This window comes from Paenibacillus sp. J22R67, from assembly GCF_059692175.1.
On the sequence record NZ_JCAUAX010000003.1, the window covers coordinates 163406 to 187330 of the forward strand.

At 48.4% G+C, this 23925-nt stretch carries 16 protein-coding genes; 15 read left to right on the forward strand and 1 reads right to left on the reverse strand.

Features of this window, described 5'->3' with window-relative positions:
* Window positions 1–39 precede the first annotated feature (39 nt).
* Window positions 40–990, forward strand: a complete 951-nt coding sequence (locus tag AC58VC_RS12815) for an NAD(P)/FAD-dependent oxidoreductase (RefSeq protein WP_497369155.1) — start codon at window positions 40–42, stop codon at window positions 988–990.
* A 7-nt stretch (window positions 991–997) separates the two neighbouring features.
* Here AC58VC_RS12815 and AC58VC_RS12820 read toward each other — a convergent pair whose 3' ends face one another.
* Window positions 998–1717 carry a DUF2161 domain-containing phosphodiesterase gene (locus AC58VC_RS12820; RefSeq protein WP_497369156.1) on the reverse strand — a complete coding sequence of 240 codons (720 nt, stop codon included), beginning with the start codon at window positions 1715–1717 and terminating at the stop codon, window positions 998–1000.
* A gap of 228 nt (window positions 1718–1945) precedes the next feature.
* Between AC58VC_RS12820 and AC58VC_RS12825 the strand changes: the two genes are divergently transcribed.
* The 14 genes from AC58VC_RS12825 (at window position 1946) to AC58VC_RS12890 (ending at window position 23907) form a co-directional block, all read left to right on the forward strand.
* On the forward strand, window positions 1946–3262 hold the full coding sequence (locus tag AC58VC_RS12825) for a sn-glycerol-1-phosphate dehydrogenase (protein ID WP_497369157.1): 1317 nt from the start codon (window positions 1946–1948) through the stop codon (window positions 3260–3262).
* Window positions 3263–3755: 493 nt separating this feature from the next.
* Entirely contained in the window at window positions 3756–7919 is a 4164-nt protein-coding gene (locus AC58VC_RS12830) for an S-layer homology domain-containing protein (RefSeq protein WP_497369158.1), read from the forward strand.
* 200 nt (window positions 7920–8119) lie between these two features.
* Window positions 8120–9505 (forward strand): family 4 glycosyl hydrolase, encoded by a 1386-nt coding sequence (locus tag AC58VC_RS12835; protein ID WP_497369159.1) that lies wholly within the window; start codon window positions 8120–8122, stop codon window positions 9503–9505.
* A gap of 13 nt (window positions 9506–9518) precedes the next feature.
* The gene (locus AC58VC_RS12840; RefSeq protein ID WP_497369160.1) at window positions 9519–10898 is read left to right on the forward strand and encodes an MATE family efflux transporter; all 1380 of its coding nucleotides are present in this window, start codon (window positions 9519–9521) and stop codon (window positions 10896–10898) included.
* Window positions 10899–10922: 24 nt separating this feature from the next.
* Window positions 10923–13136, forward strand: a complete 2214-nt coding sequence (locus tag AC58VC_RS12845; RefSeq protein ID WP_497369161.1) for an alpha-galactosidase — start codon at window positions 10923–10925, stop codon at window positions 13134–13136.
* A 2-nt stretch (window positions 13137–13138) separates the two neighbouring features.
* Window positions 13139–13513: a cupin domain-containing protein gene (locus AC58VC_RS12850; RefSeq protein ID WP_497369162.1), complete on the forward strand. Its 375-nt coding sequence runs from the start codon at window positions 13139–13141 to the stop codon at window positions 13511–13513.
* The gene (locus AC58VC_RS12855; protein ID WP_497369163.1) at window positions 13510–15288 is read left to right on the forward strand and encodes a glycoside hydrolase family 36 protein; all 1779 of its coding nucleotides are present in this window, start codon (window positions 13510–13512) and stop codon (window positions 15286–15288) included. The genes AC58VC_RS12850 and AC58VC_RS12855 overlap by 4 nt, the downstream gene beginning before the upstream one ends.
* A 41-nt stretch (window positions 15289–15329) precedes the next feature.
* Window positions 15330–16322, forward strand: coding sequence for an aldo/keto reductase (locus AC58VC_RS12860; RefSeq protein WP_497369164.1), 993 nt, complete (start codon window positions 15330–15332; stop codon window positions 16320–16322).
* A 39-nt stretch (window positions 16323–16361) separates the two neighbouring features.
* Window positions 16362–17561, forward strand: coding sequence for a glucuronate isomerase (locus AC58VC_RS12865; RefSeq protein WP_497369165.1), 1200 nt, complete (start codon window positions 16362–16364; stop codon window positions 17559–17561).
* A 121-nt stretch (window positions 17562–17682) separates the two neighbouring features.
* The gene (locus AC58VC_RS12870) at window positions 17683–18639 is read left to right on the forward strand and encodes an ABC transporter permease (protein ID WP_497369166.1); all 957 of its coding nucleotides are present in this window, start codon (window positions 17683–17685) and stop codon (window positions 18637–18639) included.
* Between the two features lie 30 nt (window positions 18640–18669).
* Window positions 18670–19539, forward strand: a complete 870-nt coding sequence (locus AC58VC_RS12875; RefSeq protein WP_497369167.1) for a carbohydrate ABC transporter permease — start codon at window positions 18670–18672, stop codon at window positions 19537–19539.
* A gap of 45 nt (window positions 19540–19584) precedes the next feature.
* Window positions 19585–21159: a type 2 periplasmic-binding domain-containing protein gene (locus AC58VC_RS12880; RefSeq protein ID WP_497369168.1), complete on the forward strand. Its 1575-nt coding sequence runs from the start codon at window positions 19585–19587 to the stop codon at window positions 21157–21159.
* Window positions 21160–21284: 125 nt separating this feature from the next.
* A complete protein-coding gene (locus tag AC58VC_RS12885) occupies window positions 21285–22859 on the forward strand; it encodes a type 2 periplasmic-binding domain-containing protein (protein ID WP_497369169.1) in 1575 nt (524 codons plus the stop codon).
* Complete coding sequence (locus AC58VC_RS12890; RefSeq protein WP_497369170.1) at window positions 22846–23907, forward strand: Gfo/Idh/MocA family protein; 1062 nt, start codon at window positions 22846–22848, stop codon at window positions 23905–23907. Before AC58VC_RS12885 ends, AC58VC_RS12890 begins: the two co-directional genes overlap by 14 nt.
* Window positions 23908–23925 lie beyond the last annotated feature (18 nt).

The following is a 23925-nucleotide window of genomic DNA, read 5'->3' on the forward strand; positions in this document are numbered from 1 at the left end:
TCCTAGGGATAGCTGATAGGAGAAGAGGGACTTCAGGTTATGGAACAGTATGACAGTATAATTGTTGGTGGAGGCATTGCCGGACTTCAGGCGGCCATTCAGCTTGGGAGATATGAGCATCGTGTTCTCGTCATTGATGCCGGCTATGGCAGGTCGACCTTATGCAAAAGCTATCACAACCTTCTAGGTTGGCCGGATGGCGTTTCGGGTGAAGAACTTCGCAGGCTGGGAAGGCAACAGGCCGAGAAGCTTGGGGTGGCTTTTGCCCATGATGAAGTTGTACAGGCAGTAAATAAGGGGAAGCCAGGAGATGGCTTTGAGTTATGGGGGAAGTCCGGTAAAGGGTACGAAGCACCTACGCTGCTGCTAGCGACAGGATTAATGGATCGCATCCCCGATATTCCCGGGTTAAAGCCGTGTCTGGGATTAACGATTTATGTATGTCCGGATTGTGATGGCTATGAAATAAGAAATAAAACGACCATTGTGATGGGTTCGGGTGATGTCGGAGCTGCGATGGCACTGAAGCTGAGCCTTCGGACGGATAAGCTGACTTACGTTAACCATGGACTGTGCGCCGTGAAAGGCAGCCATTTGGAAGAACTCAAGAAAAAAGGGATCACCTACATAGCGGATGATATTCAAGAGGTAAACGCGAGCGAGAATGGCCTTTTTGGAGGGCTGGTGACGGTTAATGGGAACCGGCTGGAAGCGGAGCGCGGCTTCATTGCTTTCGGAGGGAATGAAGTGAAATCGGATCTAGCCCGTCAGCTAGGCGCGGAACGATTGGAAAATCGGCATATCATGACAGATGCACGTTCCAAAATGACAAGCGTGCCGTTCCTCTGGGCCGCCGGCGATGTTGGCGTCCATGCGGAGCAGGTGACGATTGCGATGGGTGAAGGTGCACAAGCTGCGATATGGATGAACAAAGTGCTGCTTATGTTAAAAGAAGAAGCAAACGCCAATAAAGTGGTCGTTCGCTCTTAAAGAATTCCTAGGGTTTCTCTGCGGTCGCGAGAGCGAAAGCGGTGGTGACGTGAACGTAATCCGCTAAAGCTTTCTCACCAAGCGGGGTAATGTGATAGATGCCGCGGCTTTGGCGAACGAACCAGCGGTAGTAGTTTTTTTGCAGCAGGGAGCTGACGGCTTTGTTATTCGTCAGGTCACGCAGCTTCCGTGGACTAAGAGGTCCATGCTCACGCATCAAATAAGCGCAATGCAGCGATTTCTCACGGTAAGCGGTCATCAGCTTTTGCTGGGAGCTGCCGCCTACGTTGTAGTCACCGCTTCGTTCATGAAACTCATTGACGACCCGTAAAGCTGCTCTTTTATTGTGGCGCAGCGTATAAGGCGTAGGCTCGCAGACGAGATCGACTGCGGGTTTTTTGCGTTTGTAGAATTGAACCGTCAAGACGCCTAGCCCCAGCATACGGCATAGCCGCCGGATATCTTCCCACTGCAAGCGATGTGGAGCTTTCCCTTTATTAGGCAGTTCGAAAGCAACATACACTTGCTCGGTTAGGCGCAGGCGATCGATGCCTTGCACAAGGAGCGGGATGTTAAAGCTTTTCTTGAGCTCTACGACGATAGGGGGTTCATCCCCGCGAATGGCAACTAAGTCACAGTGTTTCACTTCTCCGCGAACGGCATAGCCGCGCTCTTCGAAATATTGTTTCACCGGAGCGTACAGCTCCGTTTCGGTTTGAATAGGCATGATGATTATTCTCCTCCTACTTGCGATGAAGGCAATGTGTATCATTATAGCATAGGTTTTGTTAAAATAGGGGAAGAAGAACTTGTACGTACATCTTGGTGAGGTAGCGTGCGGGGAATGAAGTTTGAGTGATGGAGTAGGAGTTCGAGGAAGTCGAAGTTCGAGTGATGGAACAGGGATTCGAGGAAGCTGAAATTTGGTTTTGGAGATGGAGAGGGGATGTTGGGAATGAGTGAGGTTTTGAATACATGGCTTGGTCGTACGATTGATTGTGCATGTGGGCAGAGGCATGAAATTCCGATTCGTCGTATCGTTATTGAGCGAGACGCTTTGGGGCAGGTGGCCGGTTATGTGAAAGAAGCCGGATATCGTGAAGTCACGCTTGTCGCGGACGAGAAGACGTATCAAGCGGCGGGCGTGAAGCTGCGCGGGCTGCTCGAAGCCGCGCAAGTCAAGGTCAGCATCAGCGTGATTCGTGAGAACGCGATGGGGGAAGTTGCCGCCGACGAGGAAGCGATCGTCCAGCTGATGCTGGACACGCCATTATCGTCGGAGGTTCTGCTTGCCGTGGGGGCGGGAACCCTGCACGACATCGTGCGCTTCGTCGGCCACCGCACGAAGCGGCCTTTCTTGTCTGTGCCGACAGCGCCATCCGTCGACGGCTTCGCTTCGGTCGGCGCGCCGCTCATCGTGCGCGGCTTCAAGACCACGATCCCGGCGAGTTCACCGGAAGCCATTTTTGCTGATCTCGCGCTGCTCGCGGAAGCGCCGCAAGCGATGATCGCAGCAGGCCTCGGCGACATGCTCGGCAAGCACACCTCGCTTGCCGACTGGTCGCTTGGCCGCGTGCTGCTTGACGAGCACTACTGCGAGCTGAGCGCGCAGTTGACGCTGGAAGCCGTGGAGCTCTGCACGGCTCACTTGGACGAGATCGCGCAGCGCACGGATCTCGGCTTGTTAAAGCTGATGGAAGGCCTGCTGCTGTCCGGCCTTTCCATGCTCCTGGTCGGCCACTCGCGGCCGGCCTCCGGAGCAGAGCACCATCTCTCCCATTACTGGGAGATGGTGCTTCTGCAGCAGCGCCGCCGGGCGCTGCTGCACGGCGCGAAGGTCGGCGTCGCGACCGTGATGATGGCGCAGCGCTATGCGTCGCTGCGGGACATCACGGCGGGCGAGGCCGCTTCGCGCCTAGCGCAAAGCCAGGCCCCAAGCCGGCAAACGGATGCGGAGCGCATACGCAAGGCCTATGGGGCCATGGCGGAGCAGGTCATCGCCGAGAATTTCCCGGCGGATGGCGGCGTTGTTGATAGCGAGGCGCTGAAAGCGCGCATCGCTTCGAGGTGGGGCGATGTGCAAGCCATCGCCCGCGCGGTCCCTGCACCCGAGCAGCTGACGGCTTGGCTCGGGGCTGTGCAGGGACCGGTGGCGCCTGAGCAGCTTGGCGTAGAGCCGGAGCTGGTGGAGGCGTCACTGCGGGATGCGCTGTTTGTGCGCAACCGGTTTACGGTTTTGCGTTTACTGCGACTGCTGGACAGTTGCAAGTAGAAACTAACGGACCGAGATGCTGCTAATTCCCATTTCCAGCTCGAAAATAGATCCTAACGGACTCAAGCGCCGCTATCTGCCTTGAAACACCCCCAAACCTGTCTTGAATAACCAGATAAAGGCTATACAGTCCGTTAGCTCTCACAAATACAGCTGGGAACCCTAATAGCGACCCGTGTGTCCGTTACATAAAAACTCCTGAGGTAAAGGCTCAGGAGTTTTTTGCCTTTTTGTCTTTTTGCTTTTTTGCCGCATAGCTCGAACTCACCGAATGATAAAAAAAGACAAAAGCATCGTAAAAAACTGCATCTAGTTTTTCCTGATCGGGGATTATGATAGAAGCATTCAAGGTTTGAAAGCGTGTACACCAAGGTTTCCTTGATGCAGACCAGATTCTATGGAGAAAGGAGGAATCTTACCAAGCAGCATGAGCCAACTTCATGAGCAACATCCAGTTCGCCAATCTATCACTATGAAAGGGGTTAGCCCCCGAATGAAATCATTGAAGCATTTTAGAAGAAGAGTAGCCTTGTCATTGGCCGTATTCCTTATTTGTAATCTTGGTATAGGCCAGTTTTCCCTATTGTCAATGACGAATGTCGCTAGTGCTGCCGAAGCTTCCACAGTTGATGTGCTCGATTCGGAGTTCATTAACAGCCACGGTGGTAATTCAGTTTCCATACATGCAGACCCATCTAGATCGCCTTACGACGTTTTTGGTGAAGCTTTTGGAACAGATAATCCTGTCGAAGGTGCCACCAAAACAGCAAGAGATATTCTCGGAGAAGAGGCCGAAAGACATGTGGCCAATTATTACGATCAGGCATTAGGAAAAGATGTTTTCAAAGTTGAAGTGAATGGCAACGATTGCTTTTCCTGTTATTTGCATAATACAACATATGACAGTACAACCGGACAATTCATCGGAGGGAATGACGACAGACAGCGAATTGAAATCAGACCGCCAGCTGAGAGCCCTGACCGGATTGGTTTGGAGAATGACATTACCGCATACAACTGGAAGCTGAAGATTGATAAAGATCTGACCAAGCCTGATGGTTTTTTCCATATCTTCCAATACAAAGCGTACAACTCCTATGGACTGGTTGGAAACAAATTGCCGCTTCATGACGCTGCTAATTATCCGAGTTTCTCTAGCGCTGAAGACGGTAATCCGATACTTACGTTTACGGTTTCCTCATCTGCCACGCAGAATTTGGAGTTCCGTTATGCCAATATCGGTACGGATGCCGGGCAAGAAACGCTTGCCAGTATTCCGCTGAATGACGTGAAAGACAAATGGGTGGATATTACGGTTAAAATTTTAAACTCGGAATATGGTTGGGTCACAATGATCATGAAAGACGTCGAGACAGGCAAAGTATTGATGGCGTACAACGATCCTAACCGAGTTCTTGATATTTGGAGACGTCCTGAGATCAAGTATAATGGGTCGACCTTCGAAGGGCCGTACCCTGCGGTGGACGATATGATCAACCGTCCGAAATGGGGGATTTACCGAAAAGCGGATAAATCAAATCCCAATGTGAAGGATGCCAAAATATACCTTGCAGACATGACGCTGTATAAGTCTGCAATAGATGCTTCACCGGTTAACCTGGCCTACGGTAAAAAGGCTTATAATTATGGTCCCGCATCCGGCAATGCGTTCCAGGTCGCGAATGCTAAGCCGGAGAGACTCTTGGATGGGGTTCAAACAGACCCAGTCAAGTATACGAGCTTGACACAGGTGCCTCAGAACAATACATCTGCGTTAGGAGATTTGAGTTGGATCGGTACTGAAAGCTCCAAAAAGGGCAGCGTAGTCATCGATTTAGGGAAAAAAATGCCGTTTAGTCAAGTGAAGCTATTCGCCAAATCTTTAAGATTGCAGACGGTGAATATAGCAGTTTCAGATGACGAGACAGATCATTCCGAAGCGGATTTAGGTAATATTATTTTTAAAACAGATACATCCTTTACTTATAATGGTCCTAATAGCGGCGGAGATGATGCGGCAGATAAGGAGTATGTGATTGACCTAGGGAAGACGTTAACTTCCCGATATGTAAAGTTTTATTTTGTAAATGGTACAGGTTCTAATGGTACGGGCACTCCACTTAATGGACTTCCTACATTTGTTATGACAGGACCGCCTCGGATCACGGAGCTTGAAATGTACAATGCGCCTCAAACGCCATCGAATGTGGTGATTGAATACGCTGGAGGTTCTCAAGCGACTATTTCCTGGAATGAGGTTCCTGCTGATCATTTCATCATTTACGATAACGGGAAAGTACTTGTTGATGAGGTGGACGCTAATAGGGTTAACCTGACGAATTTAGATCCTGGCGCTTTATATAATCTTTCTGTGAGGACGGTTTATACGGATCCGTATTCGTTCAAACCGATGCTTTCAGCGATAAGTGAAGTGAAGACGCTGCACACCGATGGAGACCCGATTATTCCTAATCCGCCTTCATCCGTTACAGCGACAGCGTTATCTGATAAATCCATCCAAGTTGTTTGGGATGCTGTAGCAGATGCCCAGAATTACAGGGTGGCACTAGTTAGCGGTGATACGGAAAGGATCGTGGCAACGGAGGTTCAGGATACCTCCTATACGATCAAAGATCTTTCTCCCGGTACGACTTATAAAGTGAAGGTTTACGCGATTCGAAGAGGTACTTTGTCAGCTACTGGCGCAGAAGGTGAAGTAACGACTACAGGCATCAAGAACGCCTCCGACAATCTTTTGTTCAATAAGGAAGTCCAGTATCCGCGAGTTTGGAACGATGATACAAGCAGTTATAGTGCTGGCAAAGCTCTGGACAATGATACAGGTTCCAGGTGGGTTGCGCTAAAAGGCTCGACTTCTTCATGGATGATGGTGGATATGGGGGAACCAACGCCGGTAAACAGCCTTGCATACAATAGCTTTCAAAACAAGTTGAAAAAGGTTTCGTTTTATTATGCCACGGACAGTGAAGCGTTCACGAATCCAAACAGTGATAAATGGATAAAGTTATTGACTGATGACCGTGTTAGCCAAGGGAAATACGGCAATCCGAGTATTACGAATATAGATGAGAAAATATCGCTTCCTGCGCCAGTTGAGGCAAGATTTATTAAATTTACAGTCGATGAAGTCGATGGCGATATTAATGTCAATGAGGTTAAAGCTTTTGGACCGATATCTTTTACGGGCAATTCTGCCCTAAAGGCGACGGAAATAACGGATCGCAGTGCTGCGTTAAGCTGGTCTGGCGCCACAACCACCATACCGGTATCCGCGTATGACATCTACCAAGGAAATACCAAATTAACAAGTGTGACAGCCGATGTCTACAACTATAGTGCAGTCGGCCTGATGCCAAGTTCAGCGTATACATTCAGGGTTAAGGCTGTTAGTCAGTCTGTCTATGGCTCCGTGTACGAGACACTGGGCGGGCTGCCGCTTCAGTTAACTACGTTAGGGCCGATCACGATTCCACCTATAGATTCGGACTCGGATTCGGATTCAGATTCAGAAGACTCTGGTGGCACAGGTTCTGCTTCTGGACCGAAGACATCGAATCCTTCGACTCCTGGGAACCCCGATACTACGAACAGTACCGGAGTGATAACGGCTGTCCGATTGCAAGGGGAGAACGCTTATTTAGCTACGATTCCGGCCGCATCCCTAAGTAGTGGGTCCCTGACAAGTAAGACGGAAGTCAGGTCGGAAATCGGGAATGTGTATTTGCCAGGGAATATGTTCAGCTCCAGCGCGCTAGGAGACAACAAAACGGTTGAATTGAAGCTTACTTTGACAGATAAGTCGACTCTTCCGGGAACGCTTCAGCAGTTGATTGGAGATAGACCGATTGTTGATTTAACCCTATGGGTAGACGGCAAGAAAGTGGAATTTAATAATCCTTCCGCTTCTGTTGAATTAACCGTGCCTTATCAACCGACAACCGAAGAGTTAACCAATCCGGAACACATTGTCGTTTGGTATGTGGATGATAGTGGCGCTCTAACGCCAGTTCCGAGCGGGAAGTATGAGGCTGGCAGCGGAACGGTCACGTTTAGGACCACACATTTTAGCAAGTATGCGGTAGGATTCGTTGTGAAAAGCTTCGACGATCTTACGAATGTCGAGTGGGCTAGGAAGTCTATTGAAGTGTTGGCGTCCAAAGGTATCATTAACGGAAAGTCCGACGTAGAATTTGCGCCGGGAACGCCAATAACACGAGCGGAGTATATTACGCTGCTCATGAAGACGTTAGGTATATCAGCTACATCTGAGGCTGTATTTGATGATGTGAAACCATCTGATTACTTCTATCAGGAAGTCATGATGGCGAAGGCGCTTGGGATTGTGGAAGGGAAAGATGGGAACTTGTTTGCACCCAATGAAGAGCTTACCCGCCAAGATATGATGACGATGACAGCAAGAGCCTTGAAACAGGCAGGCAAGCTGAATACGGCGGTCAGTACAACAAGTCTAAGCACATTCGCAGATTATAAAGATGTTGCGGACTACGCTGAAGAAAGTGCCGCTTTATTAGTTAATAAAGGCCTGATTCAAGGTAACGGTAATTTGCTGCAACCACTGAATAAAACTACACGAGCAGAAGTTGCCGTTCTGATGTATAGAATTTATAACGACTAAAGTTTTCTATGCATGTATGGACTGTATAGACGGACTGGACGCCCTAGGGAGCATGCACCCTAGGGCGTCTTTTTATATATGGCTCCCTAGCAAAAGTGTAAAAAATCACAACCCCGCTAAATTTTTGCCATCCCTTTAATTCAGATTGTTTTCTATACTTGTAGCGTATGCATGACTGCACGATGGTGAGGAGGAGCAAAATGAAATTCAATAACGGGAAAGTAAACGAGATACAAATTGCTTATATTGGTGGAGGCTCCATGTATTGGGCCAAAAATCTCATTGCGGATCTTGCGCTGGACGAACAATTGTCGGGTACGATTCGATTGTATGACCTTGATTATGACAAAGCCAAAAATAACGAGAGATTAGGTAACTCCGTTTCTGATTATGCCGAAACGAAGTCCAAATGGACCTACAAGGCTTACCCGACTCTGAAGGAGGCGTTAAGCGGTTGTGATTTTGTGTTCATTTCGATTCTTCCCGGAACGTTCCGCGAGATGGCATCCGATGTGCATGAACCGGAGAAATATGGCATTTACCAAGCGGTAGGCGATACAACCGGACCCGGGGGGTTGGTTAGGGCACTGCGGACGATTCCCATGTATGTGGAGATTGCCCAGGCTATAGAGCGCTTTTCACCGAATGCTTGGGTGTTTAATTATACGAATCCGATGACGCTTTGCACGCGGACGCTATACGAAGTGTTTCCGGGAATCAAGGCGCTTGGCTGCTGCCACGAAATCTTTGGTACACAAGGATTATTGATACGCATGCTGCGTGATATGGAAGGTATAGAGGGTGTGCATCGGGATGATGTGAAGGTGAATGTGCTAGGGATTAATCATTTTACATGGATCGATCAAGCCACTTATCAGCATATAGATTTACTCCCGATGTATCGGAAGTTTGTAGATAAGTACTATGAGTCGGGCTTTGAGCATAACAAAGATGCTTGGATGACAAACACGTACACGGCAGCTAACCGAGTGAAATTTGATTTGTTCCGACGTTACGGCATTATTGCAGCGGCAGGTGATCGCCATCTCGCAGAGTTTATGCCTCCATGGTATATGAAGGATGCGGAAACGGTTCGCTACTGGAAATTTGGCTTAACGACGGTCCAAAGTCGTGTGGAGAAGCACGCTGCGACGGAGCTTTATTACAGCAAGCTGATTAGTGGAGAGGAGAAGCTGCCGCTGAAGGCATCGGGGGAGGAAGAAGTTAGACAACTCAAAGGATTAATCGGCCTTCAACCTTTTGTTACCAATATCAATGTTCCGAATGTGGGACAAATGAAGGGGATACCACTGGGAGCCGTTGTCGAGACGAACGCCGTGTTCTCAGCGAACAGTCTGCGTCCTGTTTATGCAGGCGAGCTTCCGCTCGCTGTTAATAACCTGGTGCTGCAGCACACAGTGAATCAAGAACTTATTTTGAAGGCTGCGCTACAAAAGGATAAAGCGTTAGCGTTCAATGCTTTCGTGAACGACCCGCTTGTGAATATCGATGTGAACCAGGCGGAGATGCTGTTCGATCAGATGCTGCAAAATACGAAATCGTATTTGCCAGGATGGAACATCTAATGGCGGCTCGATCATGAAAGAAGATCAGGGCTACAGTGCTTCCGTCACGGTTGATCCGCAAGATAACAAGGCGGTGCGCCGCATTATTTTTAAGCTTGCCGGACCCTCTTTGGCGGAGATGCTGCTCATTAACATGACACAGATGGCGATGATGATTCTGGTGGGTCATTTAGGAGCGGTTGCTGTTGCAGCAGTTGGATTAACGAGCCAGCCTTATATGTTAATGACCGTCCTTTTTGCAGCGCTAAACACAGGTACAACGGTCATTGTTGCTCGTTCCACAGGAGCGGGTAATAGGGGCGATGCGAATCGGGCCGCCGGACAGTCGCTCATGCTCGGCTCGGTGCTCTCCATCCTTGTCGTTGCACTTGGCGTTCTATTTTCGGAGGCGATGCTCCAAATGATGGGGGCTAGCGCTGAGGTTGTTCATTATGGGATGAACTATGCACGGCTAATGTTTCTGTCTATTGGATTTTCCTCCATCTCGTCCGCTTTGTCCGCTATTCTACGCGGGGCTGGAGATACTCGGACTCCGATGAAAATTAATGTGTTATCAGGGTGCTTGTCTATATCCCTAGGGTTTGTATTGATTTACGGTCATCTAGGCCTGCCAGAAATGGGAGTTGCTGGAGCGGCTATCGCCACTTTGGCAGTTCAGGGCATGGCGATGATCGCCTTTATAACGGTTCTGTTCAGTGGGAAATTTGCGGTCCGGATTGGGTGGGCGGAGATAAGCCGTTTGGATAAAAGCATGATTCACCGCATGTTGAAAATCGGCATCCCATCGAGCCTTGAACAGCTCATTATGCGTCTGGGTATTATGACGTTTGTCAAAATATGCGCAGGACTTGGGACGGTCGCTGTTGCGGCATCACAAATTGTTACGAGTATAATCGGCATCTCGTTTATGCCTGGTGCTGCTTTTGCCATAGCGGCTTCAACCTTGGTCGGCCAAACGCTTGGCGTAGGCAAACCCGACCTTGCTGAGCAGTATGTTTGGCAAATTCGCAAGTACGGCATGATCTTAGCCGGTGTAATGGGAGCGGTATTTATTTTGTTTGCTCCCTATATTTTTAGGCTATATACAAGTGACGCCACCATCATTCGAGAAGGGGCATGGGCTCTTCGGATCGTAGGATTTATCCAAATTTCCCAAATCTCACAGTTCATTCTTGGCGGAGCTTTGCGGGGAGCTGGGGATACACGATTTCCTTTATACTCGACTTTAATTGGTGTCTGGGGCGTGCGGGTCATGCTCAGTTATTTATTTGTTTATATCTTTTCATGGGGGATGTTCGGCTTATGGAGTGCGGTTGCTTGCGACCAATTCCTGCGGTCTAATCTCATTTATTTCAGGTTTAAACGGATGGTTTGGAAACATGTGAAGATTTAATGCCATAGAAAGGAGCTGAGGGATATGGGGATTGTGTATGATCCGAATTCGCAAACCTTCCATCTTCAAGGGAAGTCGACTAGTTATATCATGCAGTTGGTTAAATCCAAATACCTTGCTCACGTCCACTTCGGACGCAAGGTTCGCGGAAGTAATCTCGGCGGCTTGCTCGCTATACGGCGTCGCTGCTCATTTTCGCCATCTACGGATCCGAACGATTTGACACTGTCGCTCGACACACTGCCGCAGGAATTTCCGGCGTATGGAGGCAGTGATTTTCGTGTACCCGCTTATCAGGTGCAAATGGAAGACGGAACGACCGTCAGTGAGCTTATTTATGAGTCTCATCGGATCTATGCGGGTAAACCACAGCTGGAGGGCTTGCCAGCTACTTATGTGGAAGAGGACAGTGAAGCGGAGAGCCTCGATATCGTTTTGGCGGATGCAGCGATCGGCTTGCAAGCTGTTCTCACCTATACGGTCTTCTGTGATCATGATGCAATTACCAGGTCAGTTCGTTACATGAACACGGGAAATCGTTCGATGAAGCTGCTTAGAGCCTTAAGCTTTGGCCTTGATATACGCCATTCCGAGTTCGATATGCTCCATTTGTCTGGAACATGGGCGCGCGAGCGCCATATCGAAAGACGCCCGCTGGCAACGGGCGGGTCTGTGATTGAGAGCCGCAGGGGGAGCAGCAGCCATTCGCTTAACCCGTTTATGGCTCTGCTCTCGAAGCAAGCGGACGAAGATCAAGGAGAGGCCTACGGTTTTAGTCTTGTGTATAGCGGAAGCTTTGTTGCACAAGCTGAGGTAGATCCTTATGGAACAACCCGTGTTGTCATGGGGATTAATGCCTTTGACTTTTCCTGGCTGTTAGAACCGGGCCAAGCGTTCCAATCGCCTGAGGCTGTCCTTGTATTTTCAGCAGAAGGAATTGGCGGAATGTCGCGTATTTACCATAAGATGTACCGCACGCGACTATGTCGAGGGGAGTTTCGAGATCGTCACAGACCGATTCTCATCAACAATTGGGAAGCGACTTATTTCAATTTCAATGCGGATAAAATCGAAGAGCTTGCGATGGTTGGCAAAGAGCTCGGATTAGAGCTTCTAGTCCTTGACGATGGTTGGTTCGGTAAAAGGGACAATGACAAAAGCTCGCTCGGAGATTGGTTCGTTGATCCGGGTAAACTGCCTAAGGGCATGCCGGATTTGGTTAGCCGTGTGAATCGGCAGGAGCTAGCGTTCGGTCTATGGTTTGAGCCGGAAATGGTGTCACCGGACAGTGACTTATATCGTGCTCATCCCGACTGGTGCCTGCATGTGCCTGGTCGGCGCAGGACAGAGGCGAGGCAGCAACTGATTCTGGATTATTCACGCCAAGATGTGAGGGATTACATCGTAACCGTTATAACCGATATTCTTGCCAACTGTCCAATCGCCTATGTCAAATGGGACATGAACCGCAATATGACGGAAATCGGTTCGGCCCTGCTCCCTCCGGAGCGACAACGGGAGACGGCTCACCGCTATATGCTTGGTCTCTATGAGGTGCTGGAGCGGATCACGTCCAGATTCCCGAACGTGTTGTTCGAAAGCTGCTCCGGCGGAGGCGGGCGGTTCGATCCAGGCATGCTCTACTACATGCCGCAGACGTGGACGAGTGATAACACGGATGCTGTGGAGCGGCTAAAAATCCAATATGGAACAAGCATTGTGTATCCAATTAGCGCTATGGGCGCACATGTTTCTGCGGTCCCGAATCATCAAGTGCATCGCACGACACCTCTAGATATGCGGGGACATGCCGCTATGTCGGGCAATTTCGGCTATGAGCTGGATTTGACCACTTTTACGGAGGCGGAAAAAGAGGCTGTAAAGCGGCAGGTTGCGCTCTATAAGCAGCTGCGTCCGCTGATTCAATTCGGCGAATTTTACCGGTTGAGCAGTCCTTTCGAAGGTGTTGATGCCGCTTGGATGTTCGTGTCAGACGATCAGAAAGAAGCGCTTGTTGCTTATTTTCAAGTGCTGGCTGAGCCTAATGCTCCGCTTAAGAAACTGCGTCTGAAGGGTTTGGAAGCAGGAAGCAATTATCTTGTGTATGATGCGGATGCTCCTGAGGAGACCGAGGAACTGATCTTCGGCGGTGACGATTTGATGCATATTGGTTTGAATTTACCAATCTGGAAAGGCGATTACCGAAGTCGTCTTTACCGTTTAACTATGGAGGGGTAACGATGAAAAAGCTGCGTTTGAGCGAGCTGCGGGATACGAAGAACGGACATATTTTGCAGGATATTTTGCCGGGTGATTACTTATCTTCAGGCGGTCTTTCCTTTGCCAAACGAGCAGAACGCAGTCACACAAATGATGGACCTGATGGCAGAGACTATCATATCCATGCGGATTGTGAGGCGTTTATCATTTTGCAGGGGAGCGGCACCATGGAGATTAACGGGGAGCATACGCCGGTTACAACGGGAGATATCGTGATCGTTGAGCCAGGCGAAGATCATCACCTTAACTCGAGTGAGGACGATCCCATTGTGACTGTATGGTGCCATGCAGGCTTGAATCGCCATAAGAATCAACAGCAGGAGGATTCTGTATGAACCAGCAAATCACGACTGCCTCCCATACCTTTACGTTAACTGGAGAGAGTCATCCGTTCACGGTGTTACTTTTAGCGGAAAAGCTGCAGGAGGGTCTGGACTTAATCACGCTGCGTCTGGATGCTGAGGAAGCTTCAGTCCCCCCTGTTTTGACGCTGAATTGGTCGCATCCTGCGTGTGATATCCAGGCCAGCTGGCATCCTGCGCAAGACCGCAATAAGAGTTTTAAGGCTGACTGGATGCGCACGCTGCGATCCAACGCTGCCGCCTCGGCTCCCGTCTATGCGTTGTTTAACAGCCTTGGTCACAATCGACTTACGTTCGCTTATTCGGATGCGCTGAATACGGTTCATTACTCAGGAGGCATCAGCGAGGAAAAGGCTGACTTCCATTGCAAGATACAATTGTTTGCCGAGACGACCGCACCCTTTCGTTCCTATGAAGCCAAACTCCTCGTGGATACGAGAGATATTCCTTACTATGAAAGCTTGCAAGGTGTGCAGGAGTGGTGGAGCGCAATGCCGGAATATCGCCCGGCCTTCGTCCCAGCCGCAGCCAAGGAGCCGATGTACTCCACTTGGTACAGCATGCACCAGAATGTAACGGATGAACAGATTGAACAGCAGTGTCAGATCGCTAAGAAGCTCGGGATGGAGGCCGTCATCGTTGATGATGGCTGGCAGACGGAGGATAACCGCAGAGGGTATGCCTACTGTGGGGATTGGGAGACTTACGCTGGGAAATTCCCCGATATGAAGCGGCATGTGGATGCGGTTCATCGTCTGGGCATGAAATTTATTCTATGGTACTCTGTGCCTTTTATCGGTAAATACAGTCATGTGTGGAATCAATTTAAAAATAAAATTCTCCGGTTTAATGAGAATCATGGCGCAGCCGTGCTTGATCCGAGATATCCGGATGTCCGGGAGTATATCATTCATAAGTATGAAGAAGCGGTGAAGGAATGGGGCCTCGACGGCTTCAAGCTCGACTTCATCGATACGTTTTATTCGCCGGAACTGCAGCTCCCCTCGACGGTTGAAGGGAAGGACTATGAGTCGATCCCGGCGGCCGTGGACCGTCTTTTAACGGATTCGATCGGCAGGCTGAGAGAGCTGAAACCCGATATCATGATCGAGTTCCGCCAAATGTACATTGGACCGGCAATGCGTAAGTACGGCAATATGTTCCGTGCGTCGGATTGTCCGAATGATAGCATTCAGAATCGGGTACGAACGCTTGATATTCGACTGATTTGCGGACATACAGCAGCTCATGCGGATATGATCATGTGGCATCCCGAGGAGCCGGTGGAAAGCGCCGCACTCCAGCTGATTAACGGCTTGTTCTCCGTACCTCAAGTTTCTGTGCTGCTGGATAAAGTGCCGTCCGACCATAAGGCGATGTTAGGTTATTGGCTTGCTTTTTGGAAAGAGAACCGTGATCTGCTGCTAGACGGCAGAATTGAGCCGATGAATCCAGAGCTGTTATACCCGCTTGTACGTTCTGTTAAAGGGGACAAAGGGATTGTTGTCACTTACCATGACAGCATTGTGCCTATTCCGGTGGGAAGATCAGTTGTGAAGTGGATTGTGGTGAATGGCAGAAGGCAGGATGGACTTTACCTTGAGGTGTTGGAAGCTGCTCAGGCAGCTAAAGTAGTCATTACATCGTGCACCGGTGAGATTGTGGAAGAAATGTCCGCCCAGTTTACGGCAGGTATTCATAAGCTAGCGATTCCAGCTTCCGGAACGGCAACTCTCTACCTTGCATAGTCATTCTATAAAGCTGGTACTTATTAGGAGGGTTCTTTTATATGAACTATTTGGCTGACGAACAACGATATTCAAAAATGACCTACCATCGCACGGGATTAAGTGGTCTTAAATTGCCGCCAATCTCGCTCGGTTTATGGCATAACTTTGGCGGTGTAGATACCTTCGAGAGCAGCAGGGCATTGGCGCGACACGCATTTGATTTGGGTATTACCCATTTTGACCTTGCGAATAATTACGGACCGCCGGCAGGTTCTGCGGAATTAACTTTTGGTCAGATTATGAAAAAGGATCTGCTCCCCTACCGCGATGAGCTCATTATCGCTACGAAGGCAGGGCATCGCATGTGGGATGGCCCTTATGGAGATCGTGGCTCCCGCAAAAGCATGCTGGCTAGTCTTGATCAGAGCCTAAAACGGTTAGGCTTGGATTATGTCGATATCTATTATTCGCACCGCTATGATATTGAATCGCCGCTTGAAGAAACGATGGGCGCTTTGGATCAAGCTGTACGGCAAGGGAAAGCGCTGTATGTTGGCGTGTCCAACTATAATGCAGAGCAGACGGAGAGGGCAGCGGGTATTTTGAAAAGCCTAGGAACTCCGTTCGTGATCCACCAAGTGCACTATTCAATGTTCGAAAGAAGATTAGAACAAGGCTTGCAGGATGTGCTGGTGCAAGAGGGCATTGGTTCGATCGCTTACAGTCCGTTAGCCAGGGGGCTGCTCACCGATCGTTATTTGGAGAACATTCCGGCAGACTCGCGTGCAGCTGGGGGCAGTGTATTTCTGCGACCTGAAGACATAACCGAGGAGAAAATTGCAAAATCACGGCTATTGCATGTCTTGGCGCAGGAGCGAGGACAAAGTCTGGCCCAAATGGCCTTGGCGTGGGTTCTTCGCAAGGGGCACGTGACTTCCGCTTTGATTGGGGCAAGTAAATTGAAGCAATTGGACGATAATGTCGCAGCTTTGAACCAGCTTCATTTTACAGAGGACGAATTGGCTTTAATTGATCAAATTCTTGCAGGGTGATTCATCAAAATATCGTAGTAGCAGGAGGAGGAATTAGTAATGAGCATGGGGATACAACTCAGTAAGGAAGCGTTCACGAAGCATATGCTGCAGCAACCGGTTTTGGATACTCACACCCACCTAGTGGGGGATCGTCTCGCTGCTAGAGATTTTTGGGAGGTTGCCCATTACTTCTGGCTGTTTCGCGAAATGCAGGCAGCAGGTTATCCGGCAAATGCCATGGAGCTCCCGGAGGATTTGCGAATCCCAGCGTTCTTGGATGCGTACCAGGCAACCAGAAATACCTTGATGAACATAGCATTTACGCACATTCTAAAAGACCTTTATGGGATAACCCTCAGCGATAAAGCTTCGATACTGGAAGCTGACAGTGCCATCAAGCAATCTGCCCAAAGAGCTGAATGGGCGCAAGAAGTAGCTAATCGTATGCAAGCCGGGCGGTTCGTCGTGAATATCCCGGAGCATGCCGAGTTTCAAGGCATGGAACACAATGCCATTCTCATCCCACGGATTGATGGGAAATTGGGGGCATGGGTCAAGGAAATCGAAGCGTCGAGTGACCGAGCTGCGGCATTTGCGGAAACACGTGAGAAGCTCGGGCAATTGTTGGATGCGTACAAAGAGGATGGCGTCAAGGGGATCATGACAACGCTGCCGAGCTATAATGCCAGCGCCAATCATAAGGTCGCCATCGGGCAAGACAGCACCAAAGATGAGATCCTGATGATGCTCATGCACGAAATTGGAGCTGCAGCTGAGCAGAGAGGGCTGCTTATTCAGCTATTTCTCGGCGTGGAACGCTCCTGGTGCGGAACAGCCGTGCCCGTGAATGATCCAGCGCGTATCTTGAAGCTGACTGCATTATTTGAAGCGTATGCCTGTCCGTTTGAGCTCGTCGTAGCCTCGGAGCTGAATAACCTGGATATCGTGCAAGCAGCATGGAATTTCCCCAATGTGCACGTCGGCGGGCATTGGTGGTTTAACTTCCGGGCGAGCACATACCGTGACAGCATGCAGTACAGGCTGGAAGCTCTTCCTGCGATCAAAAGCTCGCTGATCGTGTCCGATGCACGCTGCATGGAGTGGAGCTATGGCAAAATTATCGTGATCAAGCGCCTGGTGAGCGAGTTCCTCTGGCACCAAATCGAAGCCGGCTGGATTGACCAGACGACGGCGATTCAGATTGCAGAAGATTGGCTGTATCGAAGTGCGGCGAAGCGGTACGGCATTGAGTCTTGATGTGATTTTATCAATCGTAAAAAAACACAAAGCGCTATAAGTTTCGCCATCGCTAGCTACTGCCAACCCTTGTAAGATAAAGAAGTACATTAAATGCTGTAGGCATGAAGGGGAGGAGAACATGGCCAGTAAAATTCAGCCATCCGATCGAACAATTTATAATTTCTCATCGCAGAGTCAGAAGTGGGCTTTCATGCGAAAACATTGGCCGATTTATGTGATTTCATTACCGGGTATTATTTATTTCTTGCTTTTTAAATATGTCCCCTTATTCGGTTCAGTCATTGCTTTCCAAAACTACAACATATTCAAAGGCATTAAAGGGAGTCCGTGGGTCGGTCTGGAAAATTTCCAGCGAATGTTCCAATATACAGAGTTTCTGCAGATTTTGAAAAATACGATTCTCATTGGGGTTTACGATTTGCTTTTCGCTTTTCCGGTGCCCATTATACTCGCCTTGTTGATCAATGAATTACGGATCATGGCTTATAAAAGAATTGTTCAAACCGTAGTCTATATGCCGCATTTCCTTTCGTGGGTCATCGTAGGCGGGGTTGTCGTAGGCGTACTATCCCCATCTACGGGCATCGTCAACCATCTTCTCGGCCTATTCGGCGTCGATCCCATTTACTTTTTAGGGGAAAATGAATATATCCGTACGATCCTCATCTCCTCAGGGATTTGGAAAGACAGCGGTTGGGGGACGATTATCTACTTGGCTGCAATTGCGGGTATTAACCCTGATCTATACGAAGCCGCCCAAATCGATGGTGCAAGCCGGTTCCGACAAGTGTTCTCTATTACGATACCGACGATTTTACCAACCATTGTAATTCTATTCTTGCTTCAAATCGGAAACTTTCTCGACTTTGGCTTTGAACGCGTCTTTGTTTTCCTTAACCCGCTCAACAACGAAAATGGCGAAATTATTGATACGTTTGTATACCGTGCAGGACTTGTCGATCGTCAGTACAGCTACACAACGGCTATCGGGTTGTTCAAATCGGTTGTCGGCTTAGCTTTAATTATGTTTAGTAATACATTCAGCAAAAAAGTAACGGGCGAAGGCTTGTATTGATGACACAGATACGAAAGGAGGTAACTTGCTATGATTATGACAAGAGGCCATAAAATTTTTAATTTCTTTAATCTTATTCTGTTGGGAGCTCTCGGACTAAGTATGGTGCTTCCCCTCATCCATATTATTGCTCAATCCTTAAGCAATAACGTCGCGATTAACGCTGGTCAGGTCTCGCTGTGGCCGGTTGGTTTTACACTGGGCAGCTATAAGCTCATTTTGCAAGATCCGACCATTTGGTTAGGGTTTCGGAACAGCGTCATTATTACCGTATTCGGTACATTCATTAACTTGTTTATGACAACAACGCTAGCTTATCCGTTATCCAGACCTGAATATTTGTTCCGTAAATCAATTCTAATCATGGTGCTTTTCACACTAATTTTCAGTGCGCCACTAATTCCGAATTATTTGCTGGTGAAGCAGTTAGGTTTGCTAAATACACTCTGGGCTTTGATGCTCCCAATGGCGATTAGCGCTTTTAATCTATTTGTTATGCGATCATTTTTTCTGAACCTACCGGTTGAATTGCTGGATTCAGGCAGAATGGACGGATGCGGCGAGTTCCGGATCTTGTGGAACATTGTACTGCCGCTTTCCAAGCCCGCTATGGCGACCATGGGTATCATGTACGCAGTTGGACACTGGAATCGTTATGCTGAGGCTGTCTTTTACATCGATCACCGAAATTGGATTCCGCTGCAGGTTCGCTTGAGGGAGATTGTATTCACAGACCAGTTCGGTCAATCGGATGTATCGTCCGAATTAATGCTTTTTCTCTCACCCGAAGGGATCAAAATGGCCGTTATTGTTGTCGCAACGATACCCATTCTTGTCGTCTATCCGTTCCTGCAAAAGCACTTTATTCAAGGTATGATGGTAGGCTCAGTCAAGTCTTAACCGTATGGAAACGTATCTAATTTCGATTAGAAAGAAGGGATTCCATTGAAAAAAGTAGCAGTTGTGGCGCTCGCCGCAGTACTGTCTGCAGGTACGATGGTCGGATGTTCCACGGGAACTACCGAGCCGCAGCAAACCGCTACGTCTACGGCGACGCCGGAGGCGAAGAAGCAGCCGACGAAATTTTCCATTTCTTATCCGACGACGACCAACACCGGCTACCATACCCGCACTGATATTAACAATGACAAATGGGTAAAAAAATTAGAAGAACTGACGAATACCGACCTCACCTTGAAAATAACGGAAGTAAGCAAAATGGGCCTTATGTTCGCAAGCAATGACGTGCCCGATGTCGTGGGAAGTTTGGGGACAGCGACGGACAAAGCGATGTCAGGCTCCGTAGAAGCCGGCATGTTCATGCCCCTGGATGACTTGTTGAAACAGAATGCTCCCAATTTGATGAAAGTGGTACCGAAGGAAGCTTGGGAAGCTGTCTCCTATAATGGCAAGATTTATGGCATTCCCAACTGGTTGAACAATCCCTCCAGGCGCGCCACCTTTATTCGGACCGATCTGTTGGAGAAGGCGGGATTGCCGGCGCCGAAGACGGTTGAAGAATTTGTGAATGTACTCCGCAAATTCAAAGAGATGGGCGTTAAGTACCCATACGGGGGGCGTGAAACATTAAAATATGCCGATACCATCCTCGGCGCATTTGATGTGCTTCCTTATAAAGAACAGTTTGAACTCGTAAATGGTCAAGTTGTACCGAAGTTTTTCGATGTGGAAAATATGACGAAAGCGTTAACCGTATATAAGACGATGTATGATGAAGGGCTGATGGCTAAGGAATTCGCCACAACGTCATCTACGGATTGGTTGAAAAATATTCGTGCCGGCGAGGTAGGGATATGGTCTTCCAACTTGGTCAGCTTAAATGATTTCCGGACGAATATTCCGAACGCTGTGAAGGGCGCGAAAATCGATGTCATCTCTTCACCAAAGGGTCCAGATGGCAAAAGTGGTTATCTCATGTATTTGCCGGTTACAAGTGCACATTATATTAACAAAAATGTAAAGCCTGAGACGGCAGCGGACATCGTGAAATACTTCGATTGGATGTCATCAGACGAAGCCTATAAGTTCTTCACCTTCGGCATCGAAGGCGATACGTATACGGTGGTCGATGGTAAAATCAAGTATAAAGAACCGACTAACAAAGAAGAGCAGGAAGAGCAGGACCATAGAGGTACCTTGCACTCCGCCCATGAAAGCACGGTTAACCGTCTGAAAATGGAAACAGATCCGAATGGTCCGTACATTTTGAATGCTTTTGATAACATCCTTGCTCAAGAGGGGTTGTCTGGCATTGGCTTTGCTCCGGATTTGGAGGCGAATAGCAAATACCCCGACGCTGCTTCGCCGGGTTCGGATGCAGCTCCGAAAATCATTATGGATCATATGATCAAAATGATTTACGGCAAAGAGTCGATTGCGGACTGGCCGAAGGTGATTGAAGAGTATAAATCCAAAGGCGGCAATGAAATCATCAAAGAAGCAACTGAGCGTTATCAAAATAAAAAGGGTGTTCTGTTCCTTGGAAAGAAATTAGGATGACCGATTTGCAATCGTATAAAATGACATAGCTCCTTAAATTTATACATTCAGAAAATGATAGGCAGTCGTTATGATAACACTGAGCAGTGAAACCGCTTGCAAAAAAGTTGGAAAGTAGGGGTTATATGAAAAAAACGATCAGTCTCACTCTCGCTGTCATCATGGCAGCATCCGCGCTCACCGCTTGTTCAACAGATGGCAAAGTAGCGGAAAAAGCGTCGTCTCAGCCGTCTACAGATGCGAAGAAAGCACCGGCGAAATTCTCTATCCTTTTCCCGACAACCGTAAGTACTGGCTATCATACGCGTGTGCCGGATTTGAACAAGGACAAATGGGTATTGAAGCTTGAGCAGCTCACCAACACGGATCTGGACGTCAAAGTAATGGAGGATGCCAAATTCGGTGTCATGTTCGCAAGTAACGATATCCCGGATGTCGTTGGCAGCATTGGCGGTCCAGGCAGTAAATCGATGTCCGGTTCCGTAGAGAATGGCGTATTCATGCCGCTGGATGATCTACTGAAACAGTACGCTCCGAATTTGATGAAATCGATTCCGAAAGCAGCTTGGGATAGCGTTTCGTATGAGGGCAAAATTTATGGTGTGCCTGAGTTTTTGAGTAATCCGTCCCGTCGTTCGACCTATATTCGTACGGATCTACTGGAAAAGGCAGGGCTTCAAGCGCCGAAAACAGTCGATGAATTCCTGAATGTGCTGCGGGCGTTCAAGAAGCTCGGCGTCGAGAATCCGTATCAAATGAGGGAGAATTTCAAGTATGCGGACGTTATTTTGGGTGCGTTCGACGTGCTGCCTTACAAGGATCAATTTGAACTGGTGAACGGTCAGGTGGTTCCGAAATTTTTCGATGTAGAAAATGTGCAAAAAGCGCTTACGACTTATAAAACGATGTATGATGAGGGCTTGATTCCAAAGGAATTCGCTACGATCTCCTCTACGGATTTCTCCAAAAATATTGAGTCAGGCAAAGCCGGCATTTGGTCGCAAAATGCCTCGGGCTTACCGGGTTACAGCACGAAAATTCAACAAGCAATTCCAGGGTCCAAGGTTGAAATTGTAGGTTCACCAAAAGGGCCGGAAGGAAAAGGCGGATACTTCTATTATGCGCCAGTCATTCGAACCTTCTTCATTAACAAAAATGTGAAGCAAGAAACAGCCATAAACATCATTAAATTCTTCGATTGGATGATGACGCCAGAAGCCGAAACTTTCTTCACTTTCGGAATTGAAGGGGATACTTACACTAAGGACAGCAGCGGCAATATCAACTATAAGTTCCCGACGACCAAGGAAGAAACAGATGAAGAAGGTTTCCGCAGCGGAACAATGTGGGCGGTGCATGACTCCACTTACAACAAACCAAGATTGCTGCTCAACGAGGATGGCAAAGCGACTTTGAAAGCATTTGATGAAGTGTTAACGAAGGAAGGTCTGCCTGGCATTGGCTTCTATCCGGATTTGAGCACATTCTCGAAATTCCCAGATCTTGCGGCGCCGCAACCGGATGTAGGTCCCAAAATTATCGTTGATCATATGATCAAAATGATTTACGGCAAAGAACCAATCACCGATTGGCCAAAAGTCATCGAAGAGTATAAAGCCAAAGGCGGTAACGAAATTATTAAAGAGGCAACCGATCGCTGGAACAAGAAGCAAGGCGCAATTATGATTGATATCAAATAAGCGTTGTTACGAGAAAAGTATCCTTCAGCAGAGCCATCTGCTGCAGGATATTTTTTCAACGAAACGATGGAGAGGTGACCTGCACGTGAAAGCGATATTGGTTGGTTTAGGTTCGGCAGGATTTAGTTGGTATAAGCGCCTGCGAGATCAAGGTTTATTGGCAGCCGTTGTGGAAGTAGATGCGGCGATGAAAGAGAAAATGCAGCATGATCCCTTTCCCTTTTACACATCGTTAGAGGAAGCTTTACAGCAGGAACAGGCGGATTTTCTTGTCAATGTAACTTCTCCGATGGTGCACACCGTGGTGAATCATGCAGCATTTGATCGTAAATTAGCAGTTTTATGCGAAAAGCCGATTTCTTTTGATTATGAGGAATCCATTGAAGTTGTGGCTCGCGCGGAGCGAGAAAAGCTGCCTTTCATGATCGCCGAAAATTACCGTAGGATGCCGCATATACGCAAAATGAAACAGCTTCTGGACGAGGGTGTTATCGGCAGCCTGTCCTCTATGGATGTACAGTTTTACAGATATCACAACGTACAAAGAAGATACACGGTCAGTATTCTGGATGACATTGGTGTTCACCATTTTGATTTGCTTCGTTATTTTAGCGGAAGAGAAGGGAAAACGGTGCAGGCGAAGCTGTATAATCCGATCAATGCGTGGGAGCAGGACGGCGCCATTATTAATGCTTATGCGTTCCTAGAAATGGATAACGGTATTACGGCTTCCTATAACGCCTCTATTTCAGCTAGAGGAACTGAAACGCCGTGGAGCGGGAATTGGCGCTTGGAGGGCACGGAGGGTGCAATTGAATATGTCGATAAGGAGATTCGCGTCATTCGGGATGGAGAGGTTCAGCTGATTGAAGATTACAGCGGCATTGATGCAACGGATACGCTGGCTGAGTTCCTGGCTTCACTGCGAGAAGGGCGGGAGCCAGAGACAAGCGGCAGGGATTATTTGAAAACGCAGGCACTTGTCCATTATGCCAAGCTGGCCAGCAGTTCTGGTCGGACTTACGCCATAGAGGTTCCAACACTATAGATGAATGGGGATTCGAGC

What these genes read in the sequence shown, in the direction of transcription:
- AC58VC_RS12870 (WP_497369166.1), top strand. Translation starts at nt 17,683, where the DNA reads ATGGCCAGTAAAATTCAGCCATCCGATCGAACAATTTATAATTTCTCA.
- AC58VC_RS12835 (WP_497369159.1), top strand. Translation starts at nt 8,120, where the DNA reads ATGAAATTCAATAACGGGAAAGTAAACGAGATACAAATTGCTTATATT.
- AC58VC_RS12840 (WP_497369160.1), top strand. Translation starts at nt 9,519, where the DNA reads ATGAAAGAAGATCAGGGCTACAGTGCTTCCGTCACGGTTGATCCGCAA.
- AC58VC_RS12865 (WP_497369165.1), top strand. Translation starts at nt 16,362, where the DNA reads ATGAGCATGGGGATACAACTCAGTAAGGAAGCGTTCACGAAGCATATG.
- AC58VC_RS12845 (WP_497369161.1), top strand. Translation starts at nt 10,923, where the DNA reads ATGGGGATTGTGTATGATCCGAATTCGCAAACCTTCCATCTTCAAGGG.
- AC58VC_RS12830 (WP_497369158.1), top strand. Translation starts at nt 3,756, where the DNA reads ATGAAATCATTGAAGCATTTTAGAAGAAGAGTAGCCTTGTCATTGGCC.
- AC58VC_RS12820 (WP_497369156.1), bottom strand. Translation starts at nt 1,717, where the DNA reads ATGCCTATTCAAACCGAAACGGAGCTGTACGCTCCGGTGAAACAATAT.
- AC58VC_RS12850 (WP_497369162.1), top strand. Translation starts at nt 13,139, where the DNA reads ATGAAAAAGCTGCGTTTGAGCGAGCTGCGGGATACGAAGAACGGACAT.
- AC58VC_RS12860 (WP_497369164.1), top strand. Translation starts at nt 15,330, where the DNA reads ATGAACTATTTGGCTGACGAACAACGATATTCAAAAATGACCTACCAT.
- AC58VC_RS12855 (WP_497369163.1), top strand. Translation starts at nt 13,510, where the DNA reads ATGAACCAGCAAATCACGACTGCCTCCCATACCTTTACGTTAACTGGA.
- AC58VC_RS12815 (WP_497369155.1), top strand. Translation starts at nt 40, where the DNA reads ATGGAACAGTATGACAGTATAATTGTTGGTGGAGGCATTGCCGGACTT.
- AC58VC_RS12825 (WP_497369157.1), top strand. Translation starts at nt 1,946, where the DNA reads ATGAGTGAGGTTTTGAATACATGGCTTGGTCGTACGATTGATTGTGCA.
- AC58VC_RS12875 (WP_497369167.1), top strand. Translation starts at nt 18,670, where the DNA reads ATGATTATGACAAGAGGCCATAAAATTTTTAATTTCTTTAATCTTATT.
- AC58VC_RS12885 (WP_497369169.1), top strand. Translation starts at nt 21,285, where the DNA reads ATGAAAAAAACGATCAGTCTCACTCTCGCTGTCATCATGGCAGCATCC.